Source organism: Burkholderia sp. CCA53 (genome assembly GCF_001685525.1).
GTDB lineage: Bacteria > Pseudomonadota > Gammaproteobacteria > Burkholderiales > Burkholderiaceae > Burkholderia > Burkholderia multivorans.
The window spans coordinates 648,718-670,186 of the sequence record NZ_BDDJ01000001.1 but is presented as its reverse complement, the minus strand read 5'-3'; the positions used below and the strand labels follow the sequence as shown (position 1 = coordinate 670,186).

Below are 21,469 nucleotides of genomic sequence, written 5' to 3'. Positions count from 1 at the left end.
TCGTCAGTTCGCGGCGACGCGGCGTGCGGCGCCGCGCTCGTGCACGAGGCGGCCGGCCGCATAGGTGCGATAGACCGCGCGGTCGTCGCCGAGCAGCGCGAACGCGAACAGCAGTTCCTCGAGCGATTCCGCGCGCTGCGTGCGCCGCGCGAGCAGCGGCGTGGCCTGCGGATCGAGCACGACGAAGTCGGCCTCGGTGCGCGGCGCGAGCGCGCCGATCGTATCGGCGAGATCGAGCGCCTGCGCGGCGCCCGCCGTCGCGAGCCAGAACATCCGCGTCGCGCTCAAATGATGGCCCGACAACCGCGCGACCTTGTGCGCCTCGTTCATCGTCTGCAGCATCGAGAACGACGTGCCGCCGCCGACGTCGGTCGCGAGCGTGACCGGCACGCCGTATTCGCCGGCCTTGTCGAAATCGAACAAGCCGCTGCCGAGGAAGAAGTTCGACGTCGGGCAGTGCGCGACGACCGTGCGCGTCTCGGCCATCCGGCGGCGGTCCTCGTCGTCGAGATGGATGCAGTGGCCGTACACGGCGCGCGGCCGCAGCAGCCCGTAGCGATCGTAGATGTCGAGATAGCTGCGATGGCCGGGGAACAGCTCGGCCGCCCATTTCACCTCGTCGACGTTTTCGGCGACGTGGCTCTGCACGAACACGTCCGGATGGCGGCGCGCGAGCTCGCCGCATGCCTCGAGTTGCGCTTCGGTCGAGGTCGGCGCAAAGCGCGGCGTGATCACGTACATCTGCCGGCCGCGGCCGTGCCAGCGCCCGATCAGCTCGGCCGTGTCGTCGTAGCCGGACTGCGCGGTATCGCGCAGGAACTCGGGGCAGTTGCGATCCATCATCACCTTGCCCGCGATCATCCGCAGGTCGCGCGCTTCGCTCGCCGCGAACAGCGCGTCGGCCGACTGCTTGTGCACCGTGCAGTAGACGAGCGCGCTCGTCGTGCCGCAGGCGAGCAGTTCGTCGACGAAGAAGTCCGCGACCTCGCGCGCATGCTCGGGATCGCCGAACCGGCGCTCGGTCGGGAACGTGTACGTGTCGAGCCAGGGCAGCAGGCCGGGCGCCGGCGACGCGATCATGTCGGTCTGCGGGTAGTGGATGTGCGTGTCGATGAAGCCCGGCACGATCAGCTTGCCGCGCAGGTCGTGCACGACTGCGTCGCGCGCGAGCATCGGCGCGATGCGCGTATACGGGCCGGCCGCGACGACCTTGCCGTCGTCGACGATCAGCAGACCGTCGGTCTCGTGAATCGCGGCCTGGCTCGATTGTGCGGGGTCGCCGTTGAAGGTCAGCAACTGGGAGCGAAAAGCGGTTTGCGTCATGACGAAGGGTCCTGCATCAAGGTAAGACAGACAGAAGAAAACGGCCGGCGCCGCAGCGGCGAAGGCGTCGACGAAGCCGTGCGCGTATCGGCGCAGCGGCGGTTCGCGCGCTGCGATGCGCACGCGCGTGCATGGCGGTTATTCGCGATTGCGCCGCGTGCAGCGCGCACCGCATCGCGCGTTGCCCATGCCGGGCGCGGCGGGCGCGCCACGTCGCATCGCCTCGGCGTGCGGTGCGGCGCGCGTCCCGTCGTCGCGACATGCCGGCCGGTGCGGTGCGTGATCATCTGTCCGTCGCCTCGATTGCAGCCGTCACGCGGCGCGCCAGTATGCGTCGAGCCGCGCGATCAGCGCGTCGCGCTGCGCGGCGTCGACGAACGACGCCTCGAAGCCGTTGCGGATCACCGCGTGCACGTCGGCGTCGCCGAGCTGCAGCGCCTCGACCGTCGCGAAATAGTTGTCGTTGACGTAGCCGCCGAAATAGGCGGGATCGTCGGAATTGATCGTCACCGCGACGCCGCGGTCGAGCAGCGCCTTCAGCGTGTGCTTCGACATGTCGTCGAACACGCAGAGCTTGAGGTTCGACAACGGGCACACCGTCAGCGCCGTGCGCGTGCGCGCGAGCCGTTCGACGAGCGCACCGTCCTCGATCGCGCGCACGCCGTGGTCGATCCGGTCGACCTTCAGCACGTCGAGTGCTTCGTAGATGTACGCGGGCGGGCCTTCCTCGCCCGCATGCGCGACGAGCTTCAGCCCGAGCGCCCGTGCCTTGTCGAATACGCGCGCGAATTTCGTCGGCGGATGGCCGAGCTCGGACGAGTCGAGGCCGACGCCGATCAGCCGGTGACGATAGCGCTCGAACAGCGGCAGCGCCGATTCGAACGTTGCGAGCGCATCTTCTTCCGGCAGATGGCGCAGAAAGCACAGGATCAGCTTGCTCGACAGCCCGCGCTTTTCCGCATCCGCGAGCGCGCGCTCGATGCCGGCGACGACGGTCTCGATCGGCACGCCGCGCGCGGTATGCGTCTGCGGATCGAAGAACAGCTCGGTATGGACGACGTTGTCCGCGAGCGCGCGTTCGCAGTACGCGGCGGTCATGTCGTAGAAGTCCTGCTCGGTCAGCAGCACGCTCGCGCCCGCGTAGTAGATGTCGAGGAACGACTGCAGATCGGTGAACGCGTACGCGGCGCGCAGCGCGTCGATCGAATCGTAGGGAAGCTTCACGCCGTTGCGCTGCGCGAGCGCGAAGATCAGCTCGGGCTCGAGCGAACCTTCGATATGGATATGCAGCTCGGCCTTCGGCGCGCGAGCGATCTTGTTCTTGAATGTCGGAGTCATGGCGTCGTGATGGTCGGTCAGAGAGTAGGGGAAGCGTGCGCCGGCACCTGCGCGTTCGCCTCGACGGCCTGCAGCAGCTGCGCGGCCACCGAGATCGCGATCACTTCGGGCGCCTTGTCGACGATGCCTTCGACGCCGATCGGGCAGCGCATCCGCGCGACCTGAACGGGATCGATGCCGATCGCCGCGAGGCGATGATCGAACTGCACGCGTTTCGCGTGCGAGCCCATCATGCCGAAGTACGCGTAGTCGCCGCGCCGCAGGATGCGCTCGGCCAGCGCGAAGTCGAGCGCGTGGTCGTGCGTCATGACGACGAAGTACGTGTGCGGCGGCGCGGTGTCGACGGCCGTTGCCGGATCGTCGAGCGCATCGATCGTCAGATCGCCGATGCCGGCGAGCGCGTCGGCCGCCGGGAAGGCCGCGTCGCGCCGGTCGATCCAGCGCACGCGGCACGGCAGCGTCGCGAGCACCTTCACGAGCGCGGCGCCGACGTGGCCGGCGCCGAACAGCGCGACCGGGAACGCATACGGTGCGATCGTTTCGGTCATCAGCGACACGCCGCCGGTTTCCCACAGCAGGCAGTCGGCGCGTGCGGCGGCCGGTTCCGGCTCGCTGAGCAGCGGCGCACCGGGCGAGGGGCCGAATGATACGCTACGCACGGTCGCCGCGCCGGCCGCGACGCGTTTCGCGAGCGACGTGATCCAGCCGAGATCGCCGACGTCGAGCCGCTCGAACGCGAGCACGACGGCGCCGCCGCAGCACTGGCCGAGGCTCGGGCCGAGCGCGAGCCGTTCGAGCCGGCGCGCGTGCGGCACGTGCGCGCCGTCTTTCAGCAGATGCCGCGCGATTTCGATCGCCTTCCATTCCAGATGACCGCCACCGATCGTATGACGCGCCGTATCGCGCGTGACGAGCATCTTCGTGCCGGCCTCGCGCGGCGCGGAGCCGTCGGTGTGTGCGACCGTCACGAGCACGGCCGATTCGCCGTGCGCGAGCAGTTGCTGCAGATCGCCGAGCCACGCTTCCATCAGCGCGCTCCGATCGGGACGACGCGGCACGACGCGCGGCGCGGGCTGGCGGGCGCGGCGGCAACGGGAACGGTCGGGAGCGGTCCGCGCCCGGCAGGCGCGGGCCGCGCGCAAGCGGGGCGGCCGGACGTGCGGACGCCATGAGGGTGACGGATGCGGATGGTTTGCGTTGTCATGATGAATCCAGTCGACATTGCGGATCAGGCGCGCGTTACGCAGGGTGAGACCGCCCGGCCTCGCGCACGTAGATCGCCATCCAGCCGCGAAGATAGCATCGCGCGGCCGCGCGAACATGGCCGGGCGGTGATGCGGGCTATCAGACGGCGATCATGTCGATCATAGGCCGACCGCGCGATGGCGGGGAGCGATGCGTGCGCGTCGGGCCGGAAAGCCGCAGCGGCGCGCCGTTTGCGCGGCAGGGGCGCGGGCCGCGCGGGCGTCGCGCGACGGGGACGAAACGGCTAGGTGTTTACGCGCAGCGGCCGGCAGGGCCGGGCCGCGTGCGAACGGGGCCGCGGCGCGCGGCCGCCGCCCGCGCAGTGTGCAGGCCTCAGCCCGCGAGCTTGCGGCGATGCCGCCAGAGGTTCGCGGCGACCGCGACGAGGATCACGGCGAACGCGATCAGCGCCCAGCCGGGCAGCAGGATCCCGAGGATCGGCGGATAGACGGTTTCGCACAGCCCGGCGACCTTGAACATGCCGGGGAACCAGTGCGCCGGCGGCAGGCTGTCGACGATCGGCTGCAGCGTGTCGAAGCCGCAGCTGAAGCCCGGATTCATCTGGATCGACAGGTGCCGCGCGGCCGTTCCGACGCCGGCGGCCGCCGCGATCGCGATCAGCAGCTCGAGCACCCAGATTGCGCGCCAGTTGCGCATCCCGGCGGCGAGGAACGCGAAAATGCCGATCGCCGCGAAGAAGTAGCGCTGGATGATGCACAGCGGGCACGGATCTTCGTTCTTCACGTACTGCAGATACAGCGCACCGGCGAGCAGGGCAATGCAGACCCATCCGAGCAGCATCAGCAGATGGCGTTGGCGGCGCAGCGCAAGCGTGGCTTCTTTCATGTCGGCAGGGATCCTCGTCGGTCGGTACGGAAAACGATCGCGCGATTTTAGCGCGAACGGTCCGGCCCCCACCGGCCGCCGCGCCTGCGGCACCCCGCCGCATCCCCGCGCGCCGCGCTCAGCGGATCGTGTTCAGCACGGCCTCGACCGACTGGCCGATCGCGAGCAGCGCATCGTCGCGGTGCGGCGCGGCTGCGAGCATCAGGCCGACCGGCGCGCCGTCGCGCGGATGGCAGGGCAGCGACAGCGCGCAGGCATCGAGGAAGTTGAACGCGCTCGGATTGCGCAGGATCAGCGCATTGGTGCGCGTGAACGCGGCGTCGTCGGTTTCGAGTTCCGCGATGCGTGGCGGCACGATCGGCACCGTCGGCGCGACCAGCGCATCGAAGCGCGCCCACACCGTGTGCGCGGCTTCGTCGAGCATCGCGCGGCGCGCCGCGAGCAGATCGAGATAGTCGGCCGCGGTGGCCGGCTCGCCTTTCAGAATGCGCGTCAGCACGCGCGGGTCGTAGCGGTCGCGATGCTCGGCGAGCAGCGGACGGTGCCACGCGTACGCCTCGATCGGCGAGAAGCCGAAGCGGTTGATGTCCGGCAGCCGGTCCAGCGCGGAGAACCGCACTTCGGTGACGATCGCGCCGGCCGCTTCCAGATGCTTGAGCGCGGTATCGAGCGCAGCGGCGACGTCGGCGTCGACGCCGTCGGTCACGTAGTTCGTCAGCACGCCGAGCCGCACGCCTTCGAGCGGCCGCGCGGCCGGCACGCTCGGCTCGAGTCCGGCGAGCATGCGGTCGACGAGCGCGCAGCACGCGACCGTCACGCCGATCGGCCCGAACGAATCGAGCGTCGTCGACAGCGGGACGCCGCCTTGCGTCGGCACGCGGCTCGCGGTCGGCTTGAAGCCGGTCAGCCCGCACAGCGCGGCCGGAATGCGGATCGAGCCGCCGGTGTCGGTGCCGAGCGCGACGGCCGCCATGCCGTCGGCGACCGACGCGGCGGCGCCCGACGACGACCCGCCCGCGATGCGTGCATCGCCCGGCACGTCGCGTCGATACGGCGACGCGGGCGTGCCGAAGTGCGGATTGAGCCCGAGCCCCGAGAACGCGAACTCGCTCATGTTGGTGCGGCCGACCAGCACCGCCCCCGCACGGCGCAGCCGCGCGACCGCGACCGCATCGGCGCGCGCGGGCGGCGCGTCGTCGAGCACGCGCGAACCGGCGCGCGTGACTTGTCCGGCAACGTCGAACAGATCCTTGATCGACACCGGAATGCCCGCGAGCGGCGACAGCACGGTGCCCGCGGCCCGCAGCCGGTCGTGCGCGTCGGCGGCCGCGCGCGCGTTGTCCGCATCGACTTCGGTGAAGACGACGGCGCCCTGGCCGGACGGATCGGCGATCCGTTCGAGCGCGGCGTCGACGAGCGCGCGGCTCGTGGTCGTGCCGGCGGCGAGATCGGCGGCGAGCTGGGCGAGCGGGGGGAAGGGCGTGAAAGTGGTCATGAGCGGCTCAGGGGCGAAGATGTTGGACAAGCGTGGAGCGGAACGAATCGATATGACGTTCGACGGCCGCGCGTGCACCGGCGGCGTCGCGCGCGGACAGCCGCTCGAACAGCGCGCAGTGCTCGCGCTGGACGTCGGCCAGATGGTGCGGCTCGGACAGCGTGACGAACCAGAAGCGCAGCGAGCGATCGTGCAGCCCGCGCAGGATGTCGGCGAGCACCGCGTTGCGCGCGGCCGCCGCGATCGTCTGATGGAACGCGCGATCGAGCTCCATCATCCCTTCGACGTCGTGCTGCTCGACACACGCCTGGCCTGCGTCGAGCAGCGCGGCGAGCGCTGCGAGATCGTCGGGCGTCGCGTGGCGCGCGGCGAGTTCCGCGCAATGGGCTTCGTTGATGCGGCGCACGTCGATCACCGCGACGATCTCGTCGAGCGACAGCGGCTGCACCATCAACCCCTTGCGCGGCATCACGGACAGCAGCCCTTCGAGCACGAGCCGATGCACGGCCTGATGGACGGGCGTGCGGCCGATGCCGGTGCGCGCGACCAGGTCCGCCTCGTTCAGCGCGGCGCCGGGCTTCAGCCGCATCGTGACGATGTCGCGCCGGATCAGCGCGTACGCGCGCTCGGCGAGGCTCGTGGCGGACGCATCGATGCGGTCGCGCGGTCGGTCGGTCGGGGCATTCATGCGGACGGCGGCGCGGCGGCCGGACGAGGCGCGATCATGGCGCGGGATCCCGGAAACGTGGCGAAGCGTCGATATTATTGTGATATATCACACGTGTCCAGCCGGCTGCGAACCGGATGCCGGACGTACGGCGAGGCGCTTGCGACGGGCTTGCAACAATCTCGACAGGATGTTGCAGGTTTACCGGACGATCGTGCGCTGAAGCATAATGAATCCTCGTCTATCTACCCGCGTGAGCGACGCACCAGACCATCGTCATGAGCGAAAACACGCCTTCCCCGGCCGGTCTGCCCGGCACCTCGTCCGCTTCTTCCGATTCTCCCCGTTCCACCCCGGCCAAAGCCACCGACATGTCCGACACGTCGGCGGCGCAGGCGGCAGCTGCCGCACAGGATGTCGCCGACGACGGCGCGTCGCCCGTCACGACGGCAACCGAACCGGGCGCGCCCGGCTCGTCCGCGACCGCCGCCGAGCCCGCGACCGCCGCCGAGCCCGCGGCCGCGACGGCAGCGGCCGCCGCGTCGAAGCCCGGATCGCCGCCGCCCGGATTCGGCGCGCCGCCCGATTTCGACACGCCGCGCCCGCCGCCCGCGAGCGCGCAGAATGCGCCGCCTGCGTATCTGAAGCAGAGCGACACGCCGTGGTCGGTGTTCGGCCGCATCATCGCCGCGCGCGCACGCCGGCTGTTCGACCGCGCCGGCCAGCGCATCACGCAGCGCACGCTGCGGATCGGCGTGTCGGCGCGGATCTTCCATCCGGAGCCGGGCGCGAAGGGGCTGCGCGGCAAGACGCTGCAGTATCTCGAGGAATCGATCGCGCACTGGGTGATGTCGCGCGACGTGCTCGTGTTCATGATTCCGACCGTCGGCCACCAGGGGATGCTGCATCCGAGCAACATCCGGCTGCGCGATTACGCGAAGCATCTCGACGGCCTGCTGCTGCAGGGCGGCGCCGACGTGTCGCCGCAGACCTACGCGGCGTCCGACGCGCGCCCCGAATGGCCCGGCGACCGCGTGCGCGACATGTACGAGCTCGAGCTGCTGCACGAGTTCATCGAGTCCGGCAAGCCGGTGCTCGGCGTGTGCCGCGGCTGTCAGCTGATCAACGTCGCATTCGGCGGGTCGCTGTACCAGGACATCGCGACCGACGTGCCGACCGCCAACGCGCACGTGAGCGAGCATTACGACCAGCACCGCCATGCGATCCGCTTTCCCGATTCGTCGACGCTCGCGAGCATGTTCCCCGGCCGCAGCGAGGCGATCGTCAATTCGATCCACCATCAGGCGATTCGCGATCTCGGCCGCGATCTGAACATCGAGGCCGTCTCGTCCGGCGACGGGATCATCGAGGCGATCCGTTATCGGCGCGCGCCGTTCGTCGTCGGCGTGCAGTGGCACCCGGAGTTCCATCGCGCGGGCGGCTCCGAGCTGCTCGACTGCACGCCGCTGCTCGACGCGTTCCTGCGCTCGGCACGCGAAACGCGTCTGTAAGCGGCTTCCGCAGCGCCCGCGGAAGGCCGCGCGGGCGCGTCGCCGCGGTTCGTGAGGCGGCCGCGGCGTGTGCGCCAATCGGTGCGCGTTTCGGTTCGTACGCGGGCGCCGACGTCGGCCTTCCCACGTTCTCGTTAGTTGGCACGGGCAACGGCGCGTCATGCTGCCGTGGCCATCGCGTCGATCCGATTTTTTGCGCGGGCGCATGCTTTTCCGCAGCGGCACGACCCGCGCGCGATCGCGACGGCGGATGGTCACCAAAAGGCAAATGTCGGGTTCGCGTGGCATCATGGCCCGATCATGCCGGCCGCCGCCGCGTTCATCGTGCGCAGCGGCCGGCACGGCGCGAGCGTGCAGGTGTCGGGGTCGGCACGGCGCACGCCGCGTCCGTTCATGAGGCGCCGACGGTCGCGCGCCCTTCGAGATCGAGACAAGGACATGTCCACAGCATCGCAAGCCATCACGCAGGAATCGAAAGTCCGCACCGTGTTTCGCGTCGTCAGCGGCAACTTCCTCGAAATGTACGACTTCATGGTCTACGGCTATTACGCGTCGGCGATCGCGAAGACCTATTTCCCGAGCGGCAACGCGTTCGCGTCGCTGATGCTGTCGCTGTCGGTGTTTGGCGCGGGTTTCCTGATGCGCCCGGTCGGCGCGATCGTGCTCGGTGCGTACATCGACCATCACGGACGCCGCAAGGGGCTGATCCTGACGCTCACGCTGATGGCGCTCGGCACGTTGACCGTCGCCGCGGTGCCCGGCTATGCGACGATCGGCGTGCTCGCACCGGTGCTCGTGCTGCTCGGGCGCCTGCTGCAGGGTTTTTCGGCAGGGGTCGAGCTGGGCGGCGTGTCGGTGTATCTGTCCGAAATCGCGACCAAGGGGCACAAGGGCTTCTACACGTCGTGGCAGTCGGGCAGCCAGCAGGTCGCGGTCGTGTTCGCGGCGTTCGTCGGCGTGCTGCTGAACCGCACGCTGCCGGCCGAAGAGATGACCGCATGGGGCTGGCGCATCCCGTTCCTGATCGGCTGCCTGATCGTGCCGTTCCTGTTCCTGATTCGCCGCTCGCTGAAGGAGACGGACGAGTTCCTCGCGAAGCGCCATCGTCCGTCGATGGGCGAGATCATGCGCTCGATGCTCGACAACTGGGGGATCGTGATCGCGGGGATGGGCATGGTGATCATGACGACGGTGTCGTTCTACATGATCACCGCCTATACGCCGACGTTCGGCAAGGAAGTGCTGCACCTCTCGTCGCTCGACGCGCTCGTCGTGACGGTCTGCATCGGCGTGTCGAACCTCGTCTGGCTGCCGCTGTCCGGTGCCCTGTCGGACCGCATCGGCCGCCGCCCGGTGCTGATCGCGTTCACCGTGCTCACGCTGCTCACCGCGTACCCGACGGTGTCGTGGCTCGTCGCCGAGCCGTCGTTCCTGCGCTTGCTCGCCGTCGAGCTGTGGCTGTCGTTCCTTTACGGGTCGTACAACGGCGCGATGGTCGTCGCGCTGACCGAAGTGATGCCGGCCGACGTGCGCACGGCCGGCTTCTCGCTCGCGTACAGCCTCGCGACGACGATCGGCGGGTTCACGCCGGCGATCTCGACGCTGCTGATCCACGAAACGGCGAACAAGGCCGCGCCCGGGCTGTGGCTCAGCGTCGCCGCGCTGTGCGGATTGATCGCGACGCTCGTGCTGTACCGGACGCCGGAGTCGCGCAACCAGTACAAGGCCGTCTGACGCCGCACCGCGGCGCGGCCTGGCGGTAACGAAGGACGGAGCGCACGGCGCTCCGTTTTTTCATCCGCGCCCGGGCGCGGCGAGCGCCTGCGCGACGGCCGCGACGACGTCGTCCCATGCGCCGGGCGAGGGCTGACGCACGAGCCGCGCACGCGGATACCACGGGCATTCGTCACCAGTGAACCAGCGCCAGTCGGCCGCGAACGGCAGCATGACCCACAGCGGCTTGCCGAGCGCGCCCGCGAGGTGCGCGACGGCCGTGTCGACGGTCACGACGCCGTCGAGCCGTTCGATCAGCGCGGCCGTATCCGCGAAGTCGTTCAGCCGGCCGTCGAGACGATACACGCGCGGATGCGCGTCGACGCGGGCGCACTCGTCGTCGTCGAGCGAAGGCTGCAGCACGAGCCAGTCGATGTCGGGCAGCGCGAGCAGCGGCGCGAGCGCGTCGAACGGCATCGACCGATTGTCCTGCGCCTGACGGCGCCCCGACCATGCGAGCCCGAACTTGCGCTTGGCCTGGCCGCCGAGCGAACCGCGAAAGCGTCGTCGCGCGGTGTCGGGCGCGTCGAGATAGCGCGTGCCGGACGCGATGTCGGCCGGTTGCAGCCCGAGCGCGAACGGCAGGCTCATCAGCGTGCAGGCGACATCGGCGGCCGGCAGCTTCGGCGCGCCTTGTGCGACGAGCGTCACGCGCCACTGCGCGGCGGCCGGCGCGAGCAGCGTGACGAGCGCCGGCTGTACTTCGAGCACGACACGCGCGCAGCGCGCGCGCGCGCGCGGCACGAAGCGGACGAACTGCAGCGTATCGCCGAACCCCTGTTCCGCGCGAATCAGCAGCGTGCGCGACGCGATCGGCTCGCCTTGCCAGCGCGGCAGCCCGCCGAGCGGCGTCGCGCCCGGCGTGTCGTGACGCGCTTCGTAGGCGGGCAGCCCGCGCGTGAAGTCGCCGAGCGTCAGCAGCGTGACGGCGCGGTGCAGTTGCGCGAGCGTGAGGTCGGGCGCGACGCGCAGCGCCTGATCGAACGCGCGCAGTGCGCGCTCGTGTGCGCCGAGCGCGTGATGCGCATTGCCGAGATTGAGCCAGGCGAGCGCGAACGACGGGTCGAGGCCGACCGCGCGCTCGTAATACGGCAGCGCGTCGCGGTGACGCGATTGCGCGCTGAGCGCGTTCGCGAGACCGAACAGCGCGAGCGGAAACGGCGGATGCAGCGCGAGCGCCGCCTCGAACGCGGCCGCGGCTTCCGCATGGCGGCCCACCGCGTCGAGCGTGTTGCCGAGATTGAAGTGCGCGGCGACGAAGCGCGGCTGCGCGGCGATCGCGGCCTGGAAATGCGCGATCGCTTCGTCCGCGCGGCCCATCGCGTTCAGCGCCATCGCGAGATTGTTGTGCGCGCCCGCGTGGCCCGGACGCAGCTCCAGCGCGCGGCGGAACGCGGCAAGCGCATCGTCGTGACGGCCGAGCGCATTCAGCGCGTTGCCGAGGTTGTTGTGGATCGACGCGTCGTCCGGCGTGAGCCGCAGCGCGCGGCGAAACGCGTCGACCGCGTCTTCGTGACGCTGCAGCGCCGCATAGGCGTTGCCGAGGTTGTAATGCGCGAGCGGAAATTCGGGCGCGAGCGTGAGGGCGTTGCGGAACCGCTCGATCGCTTCGTCGAGCCGGCCGAGCGCCTTCAGCGCATTGCCGAGGTTCAGTTGCAGCGCGGCATCGCCCGGGCGCAGCGCGACCGCGCGGCCGACGAGATCGGCCGCTTCGGCATGCTGCCCCTGCTGATGCCGCAGCACGCCGAAGAGGTGGAGTGCGTCGGCATCGGCGGGATTGTCGGCGAGGGCGGTGCGGTAGCCGTGCTCGGCCTCGGCGAGGCGGCCGGCGCGATGCGCGGCGTACGCTCGGTCGAATGCGGAATCCATGACGCGAAAACTGGCGGAAAGCGCGTATTTTCCCACAGCGCGCAGGCACGCCGCCGCTCGGCCGTTCGGCATATGGCCCCGTCACGCGGAGCGGCGTAGACTGGCAGCGTCGTGTCCGATCGAGGAACTCATGGCTGACACCCTGCTCGACATCCCGCCAGTGCTGATCGTCGGCGCCGGGCCTACGGGCCTGGCTGCGGCGATGAGCCTCGCGCGTGCCCGCGTCCCGGTGCGCGTGATCGACAAGCTCGCGGCGCCGGCGCCGTATTCGCGCGCCATCGGCATCCAGGCGCGCACGCTCGAACTGCTGGAGCAGCACCGCGCCGTCGAACCGTTTCTCGCGCTTGGGCATCGCGCGCACGCGGCCGCGCTGCATGCCGACGGCCGCGTGATCGCGCGGCTCGATTTCGATCCGCTGCAAACGCGCTATCCCTATCTGCTGCTGCTCGACCAGAGCGTCACCGAGCGGCTGCTGGCCGAGCATCTCGCCGAGCTCGGCGTAACGATCGAGCGCGGCGTGACGCTCGTCGAATGCGATGCGGGCGGCGCGTCGCTCGACGTGACGCTGCGCGATGCCGGCGGCCGCGACGAGCGGTTCTCGCCGTCGTATCTGATCGCGGCCGACGGCGCGCACAGCACGGTGCGGCATCTGCTCGGCATCGGCTTCGCGGGCCGCGCGTTCGAACAGACGTTTCTGCTGGCCGATTTCGCGGCGATTCCCGACTGGCCGGAAGACGAGATCCACCTATTCACGACGCCCGACGGCATCGCCGGGCTGTTTCCGCTCGGTAGCGGCCGCTATCGGCTCGTCGCCGACCGTCCGCCTGTCGGCGATGTGTCGCCCGACTCGCCGCCGCCGTCGCTGGCCGACTGCGAAGCGGTCGTGCGGGCGCGCATCGGCGCGTCGATCGCGCCGAGCGATCTCGCATGGTCGTCGTATTTTCGGCTGCACAGCCGCATGGTCGAGCGGCTGCGGCACGGCCGCGTGTTCTTTGCGGGCGACGCCGCGCACATCCACAGCCCGGCCGGTGCGCAGGGAATGAACACGGGCGTGCAGGAGGCGTTCAACCTCGGCTGGAAGCTCGCGCGCGTACTCGCGGGCGGGGCGCCCGACCGGCTGCTCGACACTTACCACACCGAGCGTCATCCGATCGAGCGCGACGTGCTGCGCCAGACGAGTCTGGTCACGCAGATCGTCGAAGCCGATCATGGCGCGATGAAGCTGCTGCGCGATCACCTGGTGCCGCTGCTGGTGTCGCTCGGGCCGCTGCGCGATGCGGTTCGGCGTAGTGTCAGCGAACTCGGCGTTCAGTACCGGAAGAGTCCGCTCACGCTCGAACGCGTGCTCGACGGCGGCCCGCGCGCGGGCGAACGCGCGCCCGATGCGTTGCTGCATGTGATCGACGGGCCGCTCGGTCAGGCGCCCGGCACCGCGCGGCTATACGACGTGCACGACCCGGCGAGCTTCACGCTGCTGCTGCTCGAGGCGCCCCCGAGCACCGGCCTCGACGACGTGTCGCCGCTGGCGGCCGACGCACAAGCGCTGATCCAGCGCCTCGAACGGATCATGCCGGGCGCGGTGCGCGCTTGGCGCGTGACCGATGTCGAAGGCGACGGCGCGGACACGCTGGTCCAGGCGTACGGCCGCTCGCGTCCGGCGTTCTACCTGTTGCGGCCGGACGGCTACATCGCCGCACGCGGCCGCGCATCGAGCGACGCGAACGCGCTGCTGCGACATTGCGAAACCTGGTTCGCGGGCGTTCCTTCACCGTCTGCGTAGCGCGCTCAGGCCGTTGCAGCGGCCGGCACGAGCGAAGCGCGGTGCGTGGCTACCGCCTCGATCACGATCGGCGAGGCGCGCCGCGCCGCTTCGCTGGACGGATCGTCGAGCGAAGCGAGCAACGCGCGGCGCATGCGCGGTTCCCAGAAGCGCCGGATATGCTCGGCGATGCCGGTCAGCGCTTCCTCGCGATCGGGCATCGATTCGAAGAAGGCGCCGATCTGGTTCGCCATGTCGATCAGGTGTGTGCTGTCCATCGATTCCTCACTTGCCTGCCGTCGCGGCGGCGGGAGCACCGGTTCGCTGCTCGAGCAGCGCGAGCTGTTCGGCGTTGAAGCGTGCATACGCGCGCTGCCAGTCGGACGGCTGCGCGACCGGCATCACCTGGACGGCCGTGACCTTGTATTCGGGGCAGTTCGTCGCCCAGTCGGAGCTCTCCGTCGTGATCACGTTCGCGCCCGATTCGGGGAAGTGGAACGTCGTATAGACGACACCGGGCTGCATGCGGTCGGTCACGAGCGCGCGCAGCACCGTCTGGCCCGCGCGCGACTCGATGCCGACCCAGTCGCCGGTGCGGATCCCGCGATCCTGCGCGTCGTGCGGATGGATCTCGAGACGATCCTCCTCATGCCAGCGCACGTTCTCGGTGCGGCGCGTCTGCGCGCCGACGTTGTATTGCGACAGGATGCGCCCGGTCGTCAGGATCAGCGGATAGCGTTGCGTGACCTTTTCCGGCGACGGAATGAACTGCGTGATCACGAAGCGGCCCTTGCCGCGCACGAATGCGTCGACGTGCATCGTCGGCGTGCCTTCCGGCGCGTCCTCGTTGCATGGCCACTGGATGCTGCCGAGCGCGTCGAGCTTCTCGTAGCTCACGCCGGCGAACGTCGGCGTGAGCCGCGCGATCTCGTCCATGATCTCCGACGGATGCGCGTAGTGCATCTCGTAGCCGAGCGCGCGCGACAGCATCAGCGTGACTTCCCAGTCCGCATAGCCGGCGAGCGGCGGCATCACCTTGCGCACGCGCGAGATCCGGCGTTCGGCGTTCGTGAACGTGCCGTCCTTCTCGAGGAACGTCGAGCCCGGCAGCAGCACGTGCGCATACTTCGCGGTCTCGTTGAGGAAGATGTCCTGCACGACGATGCATTCCATTGCGGACAGCGCGGCCGCGACGTGCTGCGTGTTCGGATCGGACTGAACGATGTCCTCGCCCTGGCAGTAGAGCCCCTTGAAGCTGCCGTCGAGCGCCGCGTCGAACATGTTCGGAATGCGCAGCCCCGGTTCCGGCTGCAGCGTCGCGCCCCATGCCTGCTCGAATTGCGTGCGCACCGTCGTATCGCCGATATGCCGATAGCCGGGCAGTTCGTGCGGGAACGAACCCATGTCGCAGGAGCCCTGCACGTTGTTCTGGCCGCGCAGCGGATTCACGCCGACGCCTTCGCGGCCGACGTTGCCGGTCGCCATCGCGAGGTTCGCGATGCCCATCACCGTCGTCGAGCCTTGCGCGTGCTCGGTCACGCCAAGCCCGTAGTAGATCGCCGCATTGCCGCCGGTCGCGTACAGCCGCGCGGCTGCGCGGACCAGTTCGGCCGGCACGCCCGTCACGTCCGCGGTCGCTTCGGGCGAGTTCTCGGCGCGCGCGACGAAATCGCGCCACTGCTCGAACGCGCGCGTTTCGCAGCGCTCGGCGACGAACGATTCGTCGACGAGTCCTTCCGTCACGATCACGTGCGCGAGCGCGTTGACGATCGCGACGTTCGTGCCGGGGCGCAGCTGCAGGTGATGGGCGGCCTTCACGTGCGGGCCGTCGACGACGTCGATGCGGCGCGGATCGATGACGATCAGCTTCGCGCCTTCGCGCACGCGGCGCTTGAGCCGCGAGCCGAACACCGGGTGGCCGTCGGTCGGGTTCGCGCCCATCACGACGATCACGTCGGCCTTGCCGATCGAGGCGAAGGTCTGTGTGCCGGCCGATTCACCGAGCGTCGTCTTCAGCCCGTAGCCGGTCGGCGAGTGGCACACGCGCGCGCAGGTGTCGACGTTGTTGTTGCCGAACGCGGCGCGCACGAGCTTCTGCACGAGATAGGTTTCCTCGTTCGTGCAGCGCGACGACGTGATGCCGCCGATCGAATCGCGGCCGTATTTCTGCTGCAGCTTGCGGAATTGCGTCGCCGCATACGTGAGCGCTTCGTCCCAGCTCACTTCGCGCCACGGGTCGGTGATCTTCTCGCGGATCATCGGCTTCGTGATGCGGTCCTTGTGCGTCGCGTAGCCCCACGCGAAACGTCCCTTCACGCACGCATGCCCTTCGTTCGCGAGGCCGTTCTTGTGCGGCGTCATCCGCACGACCTGCGTGCCCTTCATCTCGGCCTTGAACGAGCAGCCGACGCCGCAGTACGCGCAGGTCGTGATCACCGAATGCTCGGCCTGGCCGAGCTGGACGACGGTCTTTTCCTGCAGCGTCGCGGTCGGACATGCGGCGACGCATGCGCCGCACGATACGCATTCCGACTCCATGAACGGCTCGCTTTCACCGGCCGCGACGCGCGACTCGAAGCCGCGCGCGGCGATCGTCAGCGCGAACGTGCCCTGCGTTTCCTCGCACGCGCGCACGCAGCGGTTGCAGACGATGCACTTCGACGGGTCGTACGTGAAATACGGATTCGATTCGTCCTTGCGATCGTGCAGATGATTCGCGCCGTCGAAGCCGTAGCGCACCTCGCGCAGCCCGACGACGCCCGCCATGTCCTGCAGTTCGCAGTCGCCGTTGGCCGGGCAGGTGAGGCAGTCGAGCGGGTGATCGGAGATGTACAGCTCCATCACGTTGCGGCGCAGTGCCTGCAGCCGGTCCGACTGCGTGCGTACCTTCATGCCCGCTTCGGCGGGCGTCGTGCACGACGCCGGATAGCCGCGCCGGCCTTCGATCTCGACGAGGCAGAGGCGGCACGAGCCGAACGGCTCCAGCGAATCGGTCGCGCAGAGCTTCGGCACGTTGATGCCGGCTTCGATCGCGGCGCGCATCACCGACGTGCCGGCCGGCACCGTGACCGGCTGGCCGTCGATTTCGAGCGTGACGTCGGTGTCCGCATAGCGCTGCGGCGTGCCGTAATCGGTATCGTCGAGCGGGTCGCGCGTGCGCGCCTGTGCGGCGCTCTTGCACGCGCATTGGCCCGAGCCGCAGCCGCCTTGGCGGACGTTGTTCGTGTCGAGGGACATGCAGGGCTCCTTCTGGCTCAGGCCGCAGCCTTGACGGGCTTCGACGCGGCATCCGTGCCGGCGGCGAGCCCGAAATCTTCGGGGAAATGGTCGAGCGCGGACAGCACCGGATACGGCGTCATCCCGCCCATCGCGCACAGCGAGCCGGCGAGCATCGTGTCGCACAGGTCGCGCAGCAGCGTGATCTGCCGTTCGGACGTGTCGCCGCCGCGGATGCGCGCGATCGTCTCGACGCCGCGCGTCGAGCCGATCCGGCACGGCGTGCATTTGCCGCACGATTCGATCGCGCAGAACTTCATCGCATACTCGGCGAGTTCCGCGAGATTCGACGTGTCGTCGTGCAGCACGATGCCGCCGTGACCGACGACCGCGCCGATCGCCGTATACGCCTCGTAGTCGAGCGGCACGTCCCACTGATGCTCGGGCAGGTAGGTGCCGAGCGGGCCGCCGACCTGCGCGGCGCGCGCGGGGCGGCCGGTCGCGGTGCCGCCGCCGAAGTCGAACAGCAGCTCGCGCAGCGTGACGCCGAACGCGAGTTCGACGAGGCCGCCGTAGCGGATGTTGCCGGCGAGCTGGAACGGCAGCGTGCCGCGCGAACGGCCCATCCCGTAATCGCGATAGAACGCCGCGCCGCGCGCGAAGATCACGGGCGCGGTGGCGAGCGTGATCACGTTGTTGATGACGGTGGGCTGGCCGAACAGGCCCGCGAGCGCGGGCAGGGGCGGCTTCGCACGCACGACGCCGCGCTTGCCCTCGAGCGATTCGAGCAGTGCCGTTTCCTCGCCGCACACGTACGAGCCCGCGCCCTTCGCGACGTGGAGTTCGAACGCGTGCGCGGAGCCGAGCACGTGCTCGCCGAGCCAGCCGGCTTCGCGGGCGCGCGCGATCGCCGCTTCGAGCGTCGCGATCGCGTGCGGGTATTCGCTGCGCACGTAGATGTAGCCGACCGTCGCGCCCGTCGCGACGCCGGCGATGATCATCCCTTCGATCAGGCAGTACGGATCGCATTCCATGAGCAGGCGGTCGGAGAACGTGCCCGAGTCGCCTTCGTCTGCGTTGCAGACGATGTATTTCTGTTTCGCGCTCGCCTGGCGCACCGTGCGCCATTTGATGCCGGCGGGGAACGCCGCGCCGCCGCGGCCGCGCAGGCCCGACTCGATCAGCGTCTCGCATGCGGCGTCGCCGTCGAGCGCGAGCGCGTTCTTCAGGCCGACGAGGCCGTCGTATTTCAGATAGTCGTCGATCGACAGCGGGTCGGTGATGCCGATGCGCGCGAAGGTCAGGCGCTGCTGGCGCGCGAGATACGGCAGCGCGTCGACGAGGCCGACGCCGCTCGGATGCGCACCGCCTTCGAGCCAGCCGGCGTCGAACAGCGCGGGGACGTCGGCGGCCGTCAGGTTCGCATAGCCGACGCGGCCGGCCGCGGTGCCGACTTCGACGAGCGGTTCGAGCCACAGCAGCCCGCGCGAGCCGTTGCGAACGAGTTCGATCGCGGCGCCGCGCCGTTCGGCCTCGGCGACGATCGCGGCGGCGAGCGCGTCGGCGCCGAGTGCGAGCGCGGACGAATCGCGCGGGACGTAGATACGGGTCGTCATGCGGCCTCCCCGGCGTGCGCGACCGCGTCGGCGAGCAGCGCATCGAATTTTTCCGGTGTGACCTTCGCGTGCAGTACGCCGTTGACCGTCATCGACGGCGACTGCGCGCACAGGCCGAGGCAGTACACCGATTCGAGCGCGACGGCGGGCGGCGCCGAGGCCTGCGCCGCGTCGTCGTGCGCGGCATCGAAGCGGCAGCCGGTACGCGTTTGCGCATGCTCGGCGAGCGCTTCGCAACCCATGCTGCGGCACGCTTCGGCGCGGCACATCTGGATCGTCACGCGCGCGGGCGGCGCAGTGCGGAAGTGGTGGTAATAAGTCAGCACGCCATGCACTTCGGCACGCGACAGGTTCAGCGCCTTCGCGAGCGGCGCGACGCAGCCCGGCGGCACATAGCCCACCTCGTCCTGGATGGCGTGCAGAATCGCGACGAGCGACCGGCCGGCGCGCGCATGGCGCTCGACCAGCGCCTCGGGCGCGTGGGAATTCGGGGACATCGGTTATGCTCCTCCAAAGTCTCATATGCGACTGAACTTCATATAGTCCGCATGGCGACTTCGTTCTGATTGATTTTGGTCAACGATAAGCGGAAGCTTTCGACGTCGCAATAGGAAATCGGAGTACATAATTGATTCGAATCGAATGCGACGCGTATCTGACCGTGCGCGACACGGAAGGGCGCACCGCGAGCCTCTCGGAGGTCGCGCCGCTGCTCGAATTGGTCGCCGAAACGGGCAGCATCGCGCAGGCCGCGCAAGCGAAAGGGCTGTCGTACCGTCATGCGTGGGGGATGCTTCGTGCGCTCGAGGCGTGCGTCGGCGGCGAGCTGATCGAAACCGCGCGCGGCAAGGGTTCGACGCTGTCCGAGCTGGGGCTGGCGATCGTCGACGCGCAGCGCCTCGCGCGCAGCCGCCTCGACGGCAACCTGCGCGCGCTCGCGGCCGAAGTGGCGAGCGATCTGAACCGGCGGCTCGCGCAACGCGACGGCGCCGTACGGATTCACGCGTCGCACGGCTATGCGGTCGCGACGCTCGTATCGGCGCTCGTCGATGCGCAAGCCGCCGTCGACATCAAGTATCGGGAAAGCGTCGAGGCCGTGCGGGCGCTTGCGCGCGGCGAGTGCGAACTGGCCGGCTTTCATCTGCCGCGCGGCGCGTTTCGCGCGCAGTGCGCGCAGATCTACCGGCCGTGGCTCGACGACGGCCGGCATGTACTGATTCATCTGACGCGCCGTCAGCAAGGGTTGTTCGTGCCGCGCGGCAATCCGAAGCACGTGAAGGGGCTCGCGGATCTCGCGCGCGACGACATCCGGTTCGTGAACCGCCAGCCCGGCTCGGGCACGCGCATGCTGCTCGAGCTCGCGCTGAGCGCGATCGGCATCGATCCGGCGCGCATCAACGGCTATGCGTCGGCCGAGCTCACGCATTCGGCGATCGCCGCGTTCGTCGCGAGCGGGATGGCCGATCTCGGTTTCGGCGTCGAGCCGGCGGCCCGTCATTTCGGGCTCGACTTCATTCCGGTCGTCGACGAAGACTATTACTTCGCCTGCGAGCGGGCACGGCTCGACGCACGGCCGCTCGCGGGCGTGCTCGCACTGTTGCGCGATGCGCGCTTCATCGAGCGCGTCGGCGATCTCGACGGTTACGATCCGGCCGCCTGCGGGACGCTGGTCGACGTCGCCGCGGGGCTCGCGGGCGGCGACCTCGCAGCCGCGGAGGGCGGCAATGCGCGGTAACACGCGGGCCGCCGGGCCGCGCTGCAGCAGCGGGGGAATTGCGCTACGCTTGCCGCTTGACCAACGTTCCAACAAGCACGCCGTTCAGGCGTCATTCCCGCCATGAAACTTTCCGTTTCCCTCTCCGCGGCAGCGTTGACCGCGGGGTTCCTGATCGCTGTTTCGCCGCTCGCACTCGCGCAGAATTCGCCGGGCGTGCCGGGCGGCATCCTCAGCGACCAGTTTCGTCTGAACGAGCATCCGCAGATGCCGTTCGCGGCATCGGAGCCGTCCAGGAAATATCAGAGCGGCAAGAAGTCGGCGTTGCGCCGCAAGGGCGACATGGGCGATCCGAACGGCTGCAACCTGAAGTGCCCGATGGACAGTCAGTGACACGCTGATCGCGGCGTCGCGCGCGTGCGTCGACGCCCGACTCGGCAGACAAGCAGACGAGCCCCGCGCAGCCATGGTGTTGCGCGGGGCTCATACGTTTCGGGCGGTATGTCCGCTTCGGATTCGGGTTAACCCGAATTCAGGAAGGATGTGTTCCTGAAACCTGCCTTATTCTTAAGCATTCGCCTACATAAACTTCGGACTGTCAGCGATGAGCGAGGTGTTCATCGCGAAATCGGACAAATCTGGAGGTAGGTCATCATGAAGTCGCTCGTTCAAGCCGTTGTCGTTGCCGCAGCCGTCGTTGCGCCGGTCGTGTCGTTCGCGCAGTCGGGCTCGACGATCACGCGCGAGCAGGTCCGCGCGGAGCTGATTCAGCTGCAGCAAGCCGGCTACAACTCGGCCCGCGGCGAAGATCCGCATTACCCGGAAGCCATTCAGGCGGCGACGGCCCGCGTCGCGGAACAGCAGCGCGCCGCGCTGGCGCAATCGCGAGGCGCGGATACCAGCGGTTATGGCGCGCAGGCGCAAGGCGCATCGGCGTCGGGTTCGCGCGCGATCGTGCGCCCGGCGAGCGACGAGGAAATGAAGTCGCTGTATCGCGGCAGCTAATCAGCGTAGTGCGCGATGCGGCCGGTATGGGGTGCGGCGATGAGCCGCGTCCGCAAGGCGGCGCCGCGTCCGCCGGCACCTACGCAGATACA

The 21,469-nt window shown here is 69.4% G+C and carries 17 protein-coding genes; 6 read left to right on the top strand and 11 right to left on the bottom strand.

Annotation, left to right across the window (positions count from 1 at the left end):
* Nucleotides 1–3 precede the first annotated feature (3 nt).
* From guaD to BCR55_RS03050, 6 genes are all read right to left on the bottom strand, one after another.
* Nucleotides 4–1,323, bottom strand: a complete 1,320-nt coding sequence (gene guaD / locus BCR55_RS03075; protein WP_065494900.1) for a guanine deaminase — start codon at nucleotides 1,321–1,323, stop codon at nucleotides 4–6.
* A 312-nt stretch (nucleotides 1,324–1,635) separates the two neighbouring features.
* Nucleotides 1,636–2,661, bottom strand: a complete 1,026-nt coding sequence (locus BCR55_RS03070) for an adenosine deaminase (RefSeq protein WP_006400756.1) — start codon at nucleotides 2,659–2,661, stop codon at nucleotides 1,636–1,638.
* A gap of 17 nt (nucleotides 2,662–2,678) precedes the next feature.
* On the bottom strand, nucleotides 2,679–3,689 hold the full coding sequence (xdhC, locus tag BCR55_RS03065) for a xanthine dehydrogenase accessory protein XdhC (RefSeq protein ID WP_059940804.1): 1,011 nt from the start codon (nucleotides 3,687–3,689) through the stop codon (nucleotides 2,679–2,681).
* A 550-nt stretch (nucleotides 3,690–4,239) separates the two neighbouring features.
* Complete coding sequence (locus BCR55_RS03060) at nucleotides 4,240–4,752, bottom strand: disulfide bond formation protein B (RefSeq protein WP_006400754.1); 513 nt, start codon at nucleotides 4,750–4,752, stop codon at nucleotides 4,240–4,242.
* A 118-nt stretch (nucleotides 4,753–4,870) separates the two neighbouring features.
* On the bottom strand, nucleotides 4,871–6,247 hold the full coding sequence (locus BCR55_RS03055) for an amidase (RefSeq protein WP_006400753.1): 1,377 nt from the start codon (nucleotides 6,245–6,247) through the stop codon (nucleotides 4,871–4,873).
* A gap of 7 nt (nucleotides 6,248–6,254) precedes the next feature.
* Complete coding sequence (locus tag BCR55_RS03050) at nucleotides 6,255–6,935, bottom strand: GntR family transcriptional regulator (RefSeq protein ID WP_059940806.1); 681 nt, start codon at nucleotides 6,933–6,935, stop codon at nucleotides 6,255–6,257.
* Between the two features lie 257 nt (nucleotides 6,936–7,192).
* On the opposite strand from BCR55_RS03050, the gene BCR55_RS03045 reads away from it, so the two are divergent.
* Both BCR55_RS03045 and BCR55_RS03040 read left to right on the top strand, forming a co-directional pair.
* A complete protein-coding gene (locus tag BCR55_RS03045; protein ID WP_045594032.1) occupies nucleotides 7,193–8,425 on the top strand; it encodes a gamma-glutamyl-gamma-aminobutyrate hydrolase family protein in 1,233 nt (410 codons plus the stop codon).
* Between the two features lie 438 nt (nucleotides 8,426–8,863).
* Nucleotides 8,864–10,159 carry an MFS transporter gene (locus BCR55_RS03040; protein WP_006410412.1) on the top strand — a complete coding sequence of 432 codons (1,296 nt, stop codon included), beginning with the start codon at nucleotides 8,864–8,866 and terminating at the stop codon, nucleotides 10,157–10,159.
* Nucleotides 10,160–10,219: 60 nt separating this feature from the next.
* Here BCR55_RS03040 and BCR55_RS03035 read toward each other — a convergent pair whose 3' ends face one another.
* Entirely contained in the window at nucleotides 10,220–12,067 is a 1,848-nt protein-coding gene (locus BCR55_RS03035; protein ID WP_065494157.1) for a tetratricopeptide repeat protein, read from the bottom strand.
* 130 nt (nucleotides 12,068–12,197) lie between these two features.
* On the opposite strand from BCR55_RS03035, the gene BCR55_RS03030 reads away from it, so the two are divergent.
* Nucleotides 12,198–13,847 carry an FAD-dependent monooxygenase gene (locus tag BCR55_RS03030; protein ID WP_006406249.1) on the top strand — a complete coding sequence of 550 codons (1,650 nt, stop codon included), beginning with the start codon at nucleotides 12,198–12,200 and terminating at the stop codon, nucleotides 13,845–13,847.
* 5 nt (nucleotides 13,848–13,852) lie between these two features.
* Here BCR55_RS03030 and BCR55_RS03025 read toward each other — a convergent pair whose 3' ends face one another.
* From BCR55_RS03025 to BCR55_RS03010, 4 genes are read right to left on the bottom strand one after another with little or no spacing between them, the layout of a single operon-like run.
* The gene (locus BCR55_RS03025) at nucleotides 13,853–14,104 is read right to left on the bottom strand and encodes a formate dehydrogenase subunit delta (protein ID WP_006410407.1); all 252 of its coding nucleotides are present in this window, start codon (nucleotides 14,102–14,104) and stop codon (nucleotides 13,853–13,855) included.
* A 7-nt stretch (nucleotides 14,105–14,111) separates the two neighbouring features.
* Nucleotides 14,112–17,063: a formate dehydrogenase subunit alpha gene (gene fdhF / locus BCR55_RS03020; RefSeq protein ID WP_006406248.1), complete on the bottom strand. Its 2,952-nt coding sequence runs from the start codon at nucleotides 17,061–17,063 to the stop codon at nucleotides 14,112–14,114.
* A gap of 17 nt (nucleotides 17,064–17,080) precedes the next feature.
* The gene (locus BCR55_RS03015) at nucleotides 17,081–18,658 is read right to left on the bottom strand and encodes an NADH-quinone oxidoreductase subunit NuoF (protein WP_039225171.1); all 1,578 of its coding nucleotides are present in this window, start codon (nucleotides 18,656–18,658) and stop codon (nucleotides 17,081–17,083) included.
* A complete protein-coding gene (locus tag BCR55_RS03010) occupies nucleotides 18,655–19,155 on the bottom strand; it encodes an NAD(P)H-dependent oxidoreductase subunit E (RefSeq protein ID WP_065494156.1) in 501 nt (166 codons plus the stop codon). The genes BCR55_RS03015 and BCR55_RS03010 overlap by 4 nt, the downstream gene beginning before the upstream one ends.
* A 131-nt stretch (nucleotides 19,156–19,286) precedes the next feature.
* Between BCR55_RS03010 and BCR55_RS03005 the strand changes: the two genes are divergently transcribed.
* The 3 genes from BCR55_RS03005 to BCR55_RS02995 all read left to right on the top strand — a co-directional run bounded on the left by BCR55_RS03005 (nucleotide 19,287) and on the right by BCR55_RS02995 (nucleotide 21,377).
* On the top strand, nucleotides 19,287–20,393 hold the full coding sequence (locus BCR55_RS03005; protein WP_006410413.1) for a substrate-binding domain-containing protein: 1,107 nt from the start codon (nucleotides 19,287–19,289) through the stop codon (nucleotides 20,391–20,393).
* 102 nt (nucleotides 20,394–20,495) lie between these two features.
* On the top strand, nucleotides 20,496–20,765 hold the full coding sequence (locus tag BCR55_RS03000; protein ID WP_006410405.1) for a hypothetical protein: 270 nt from the start codon (nucleotides 20,496–20,498) through the stop codon (nucleotides 20,763–20,765).
* A gap of 261 nt (nucleotides 20,766–21,026) precedes the next feature.
* Nucleotides 21,027–21,377 (top strand): DUF4148 domain-containing protein, encoded by a 351-nt coding sequence (locus tag BCR55_RS02995; RefSeq protein WP_006400739.1) that lies wholly within the window; start codon nucleotides 21,027–21,029, stop codon nucleotides 21,375–21,377.
* Nucleotides 21,378–21,469: the final 92 nt, after the last annotated feature.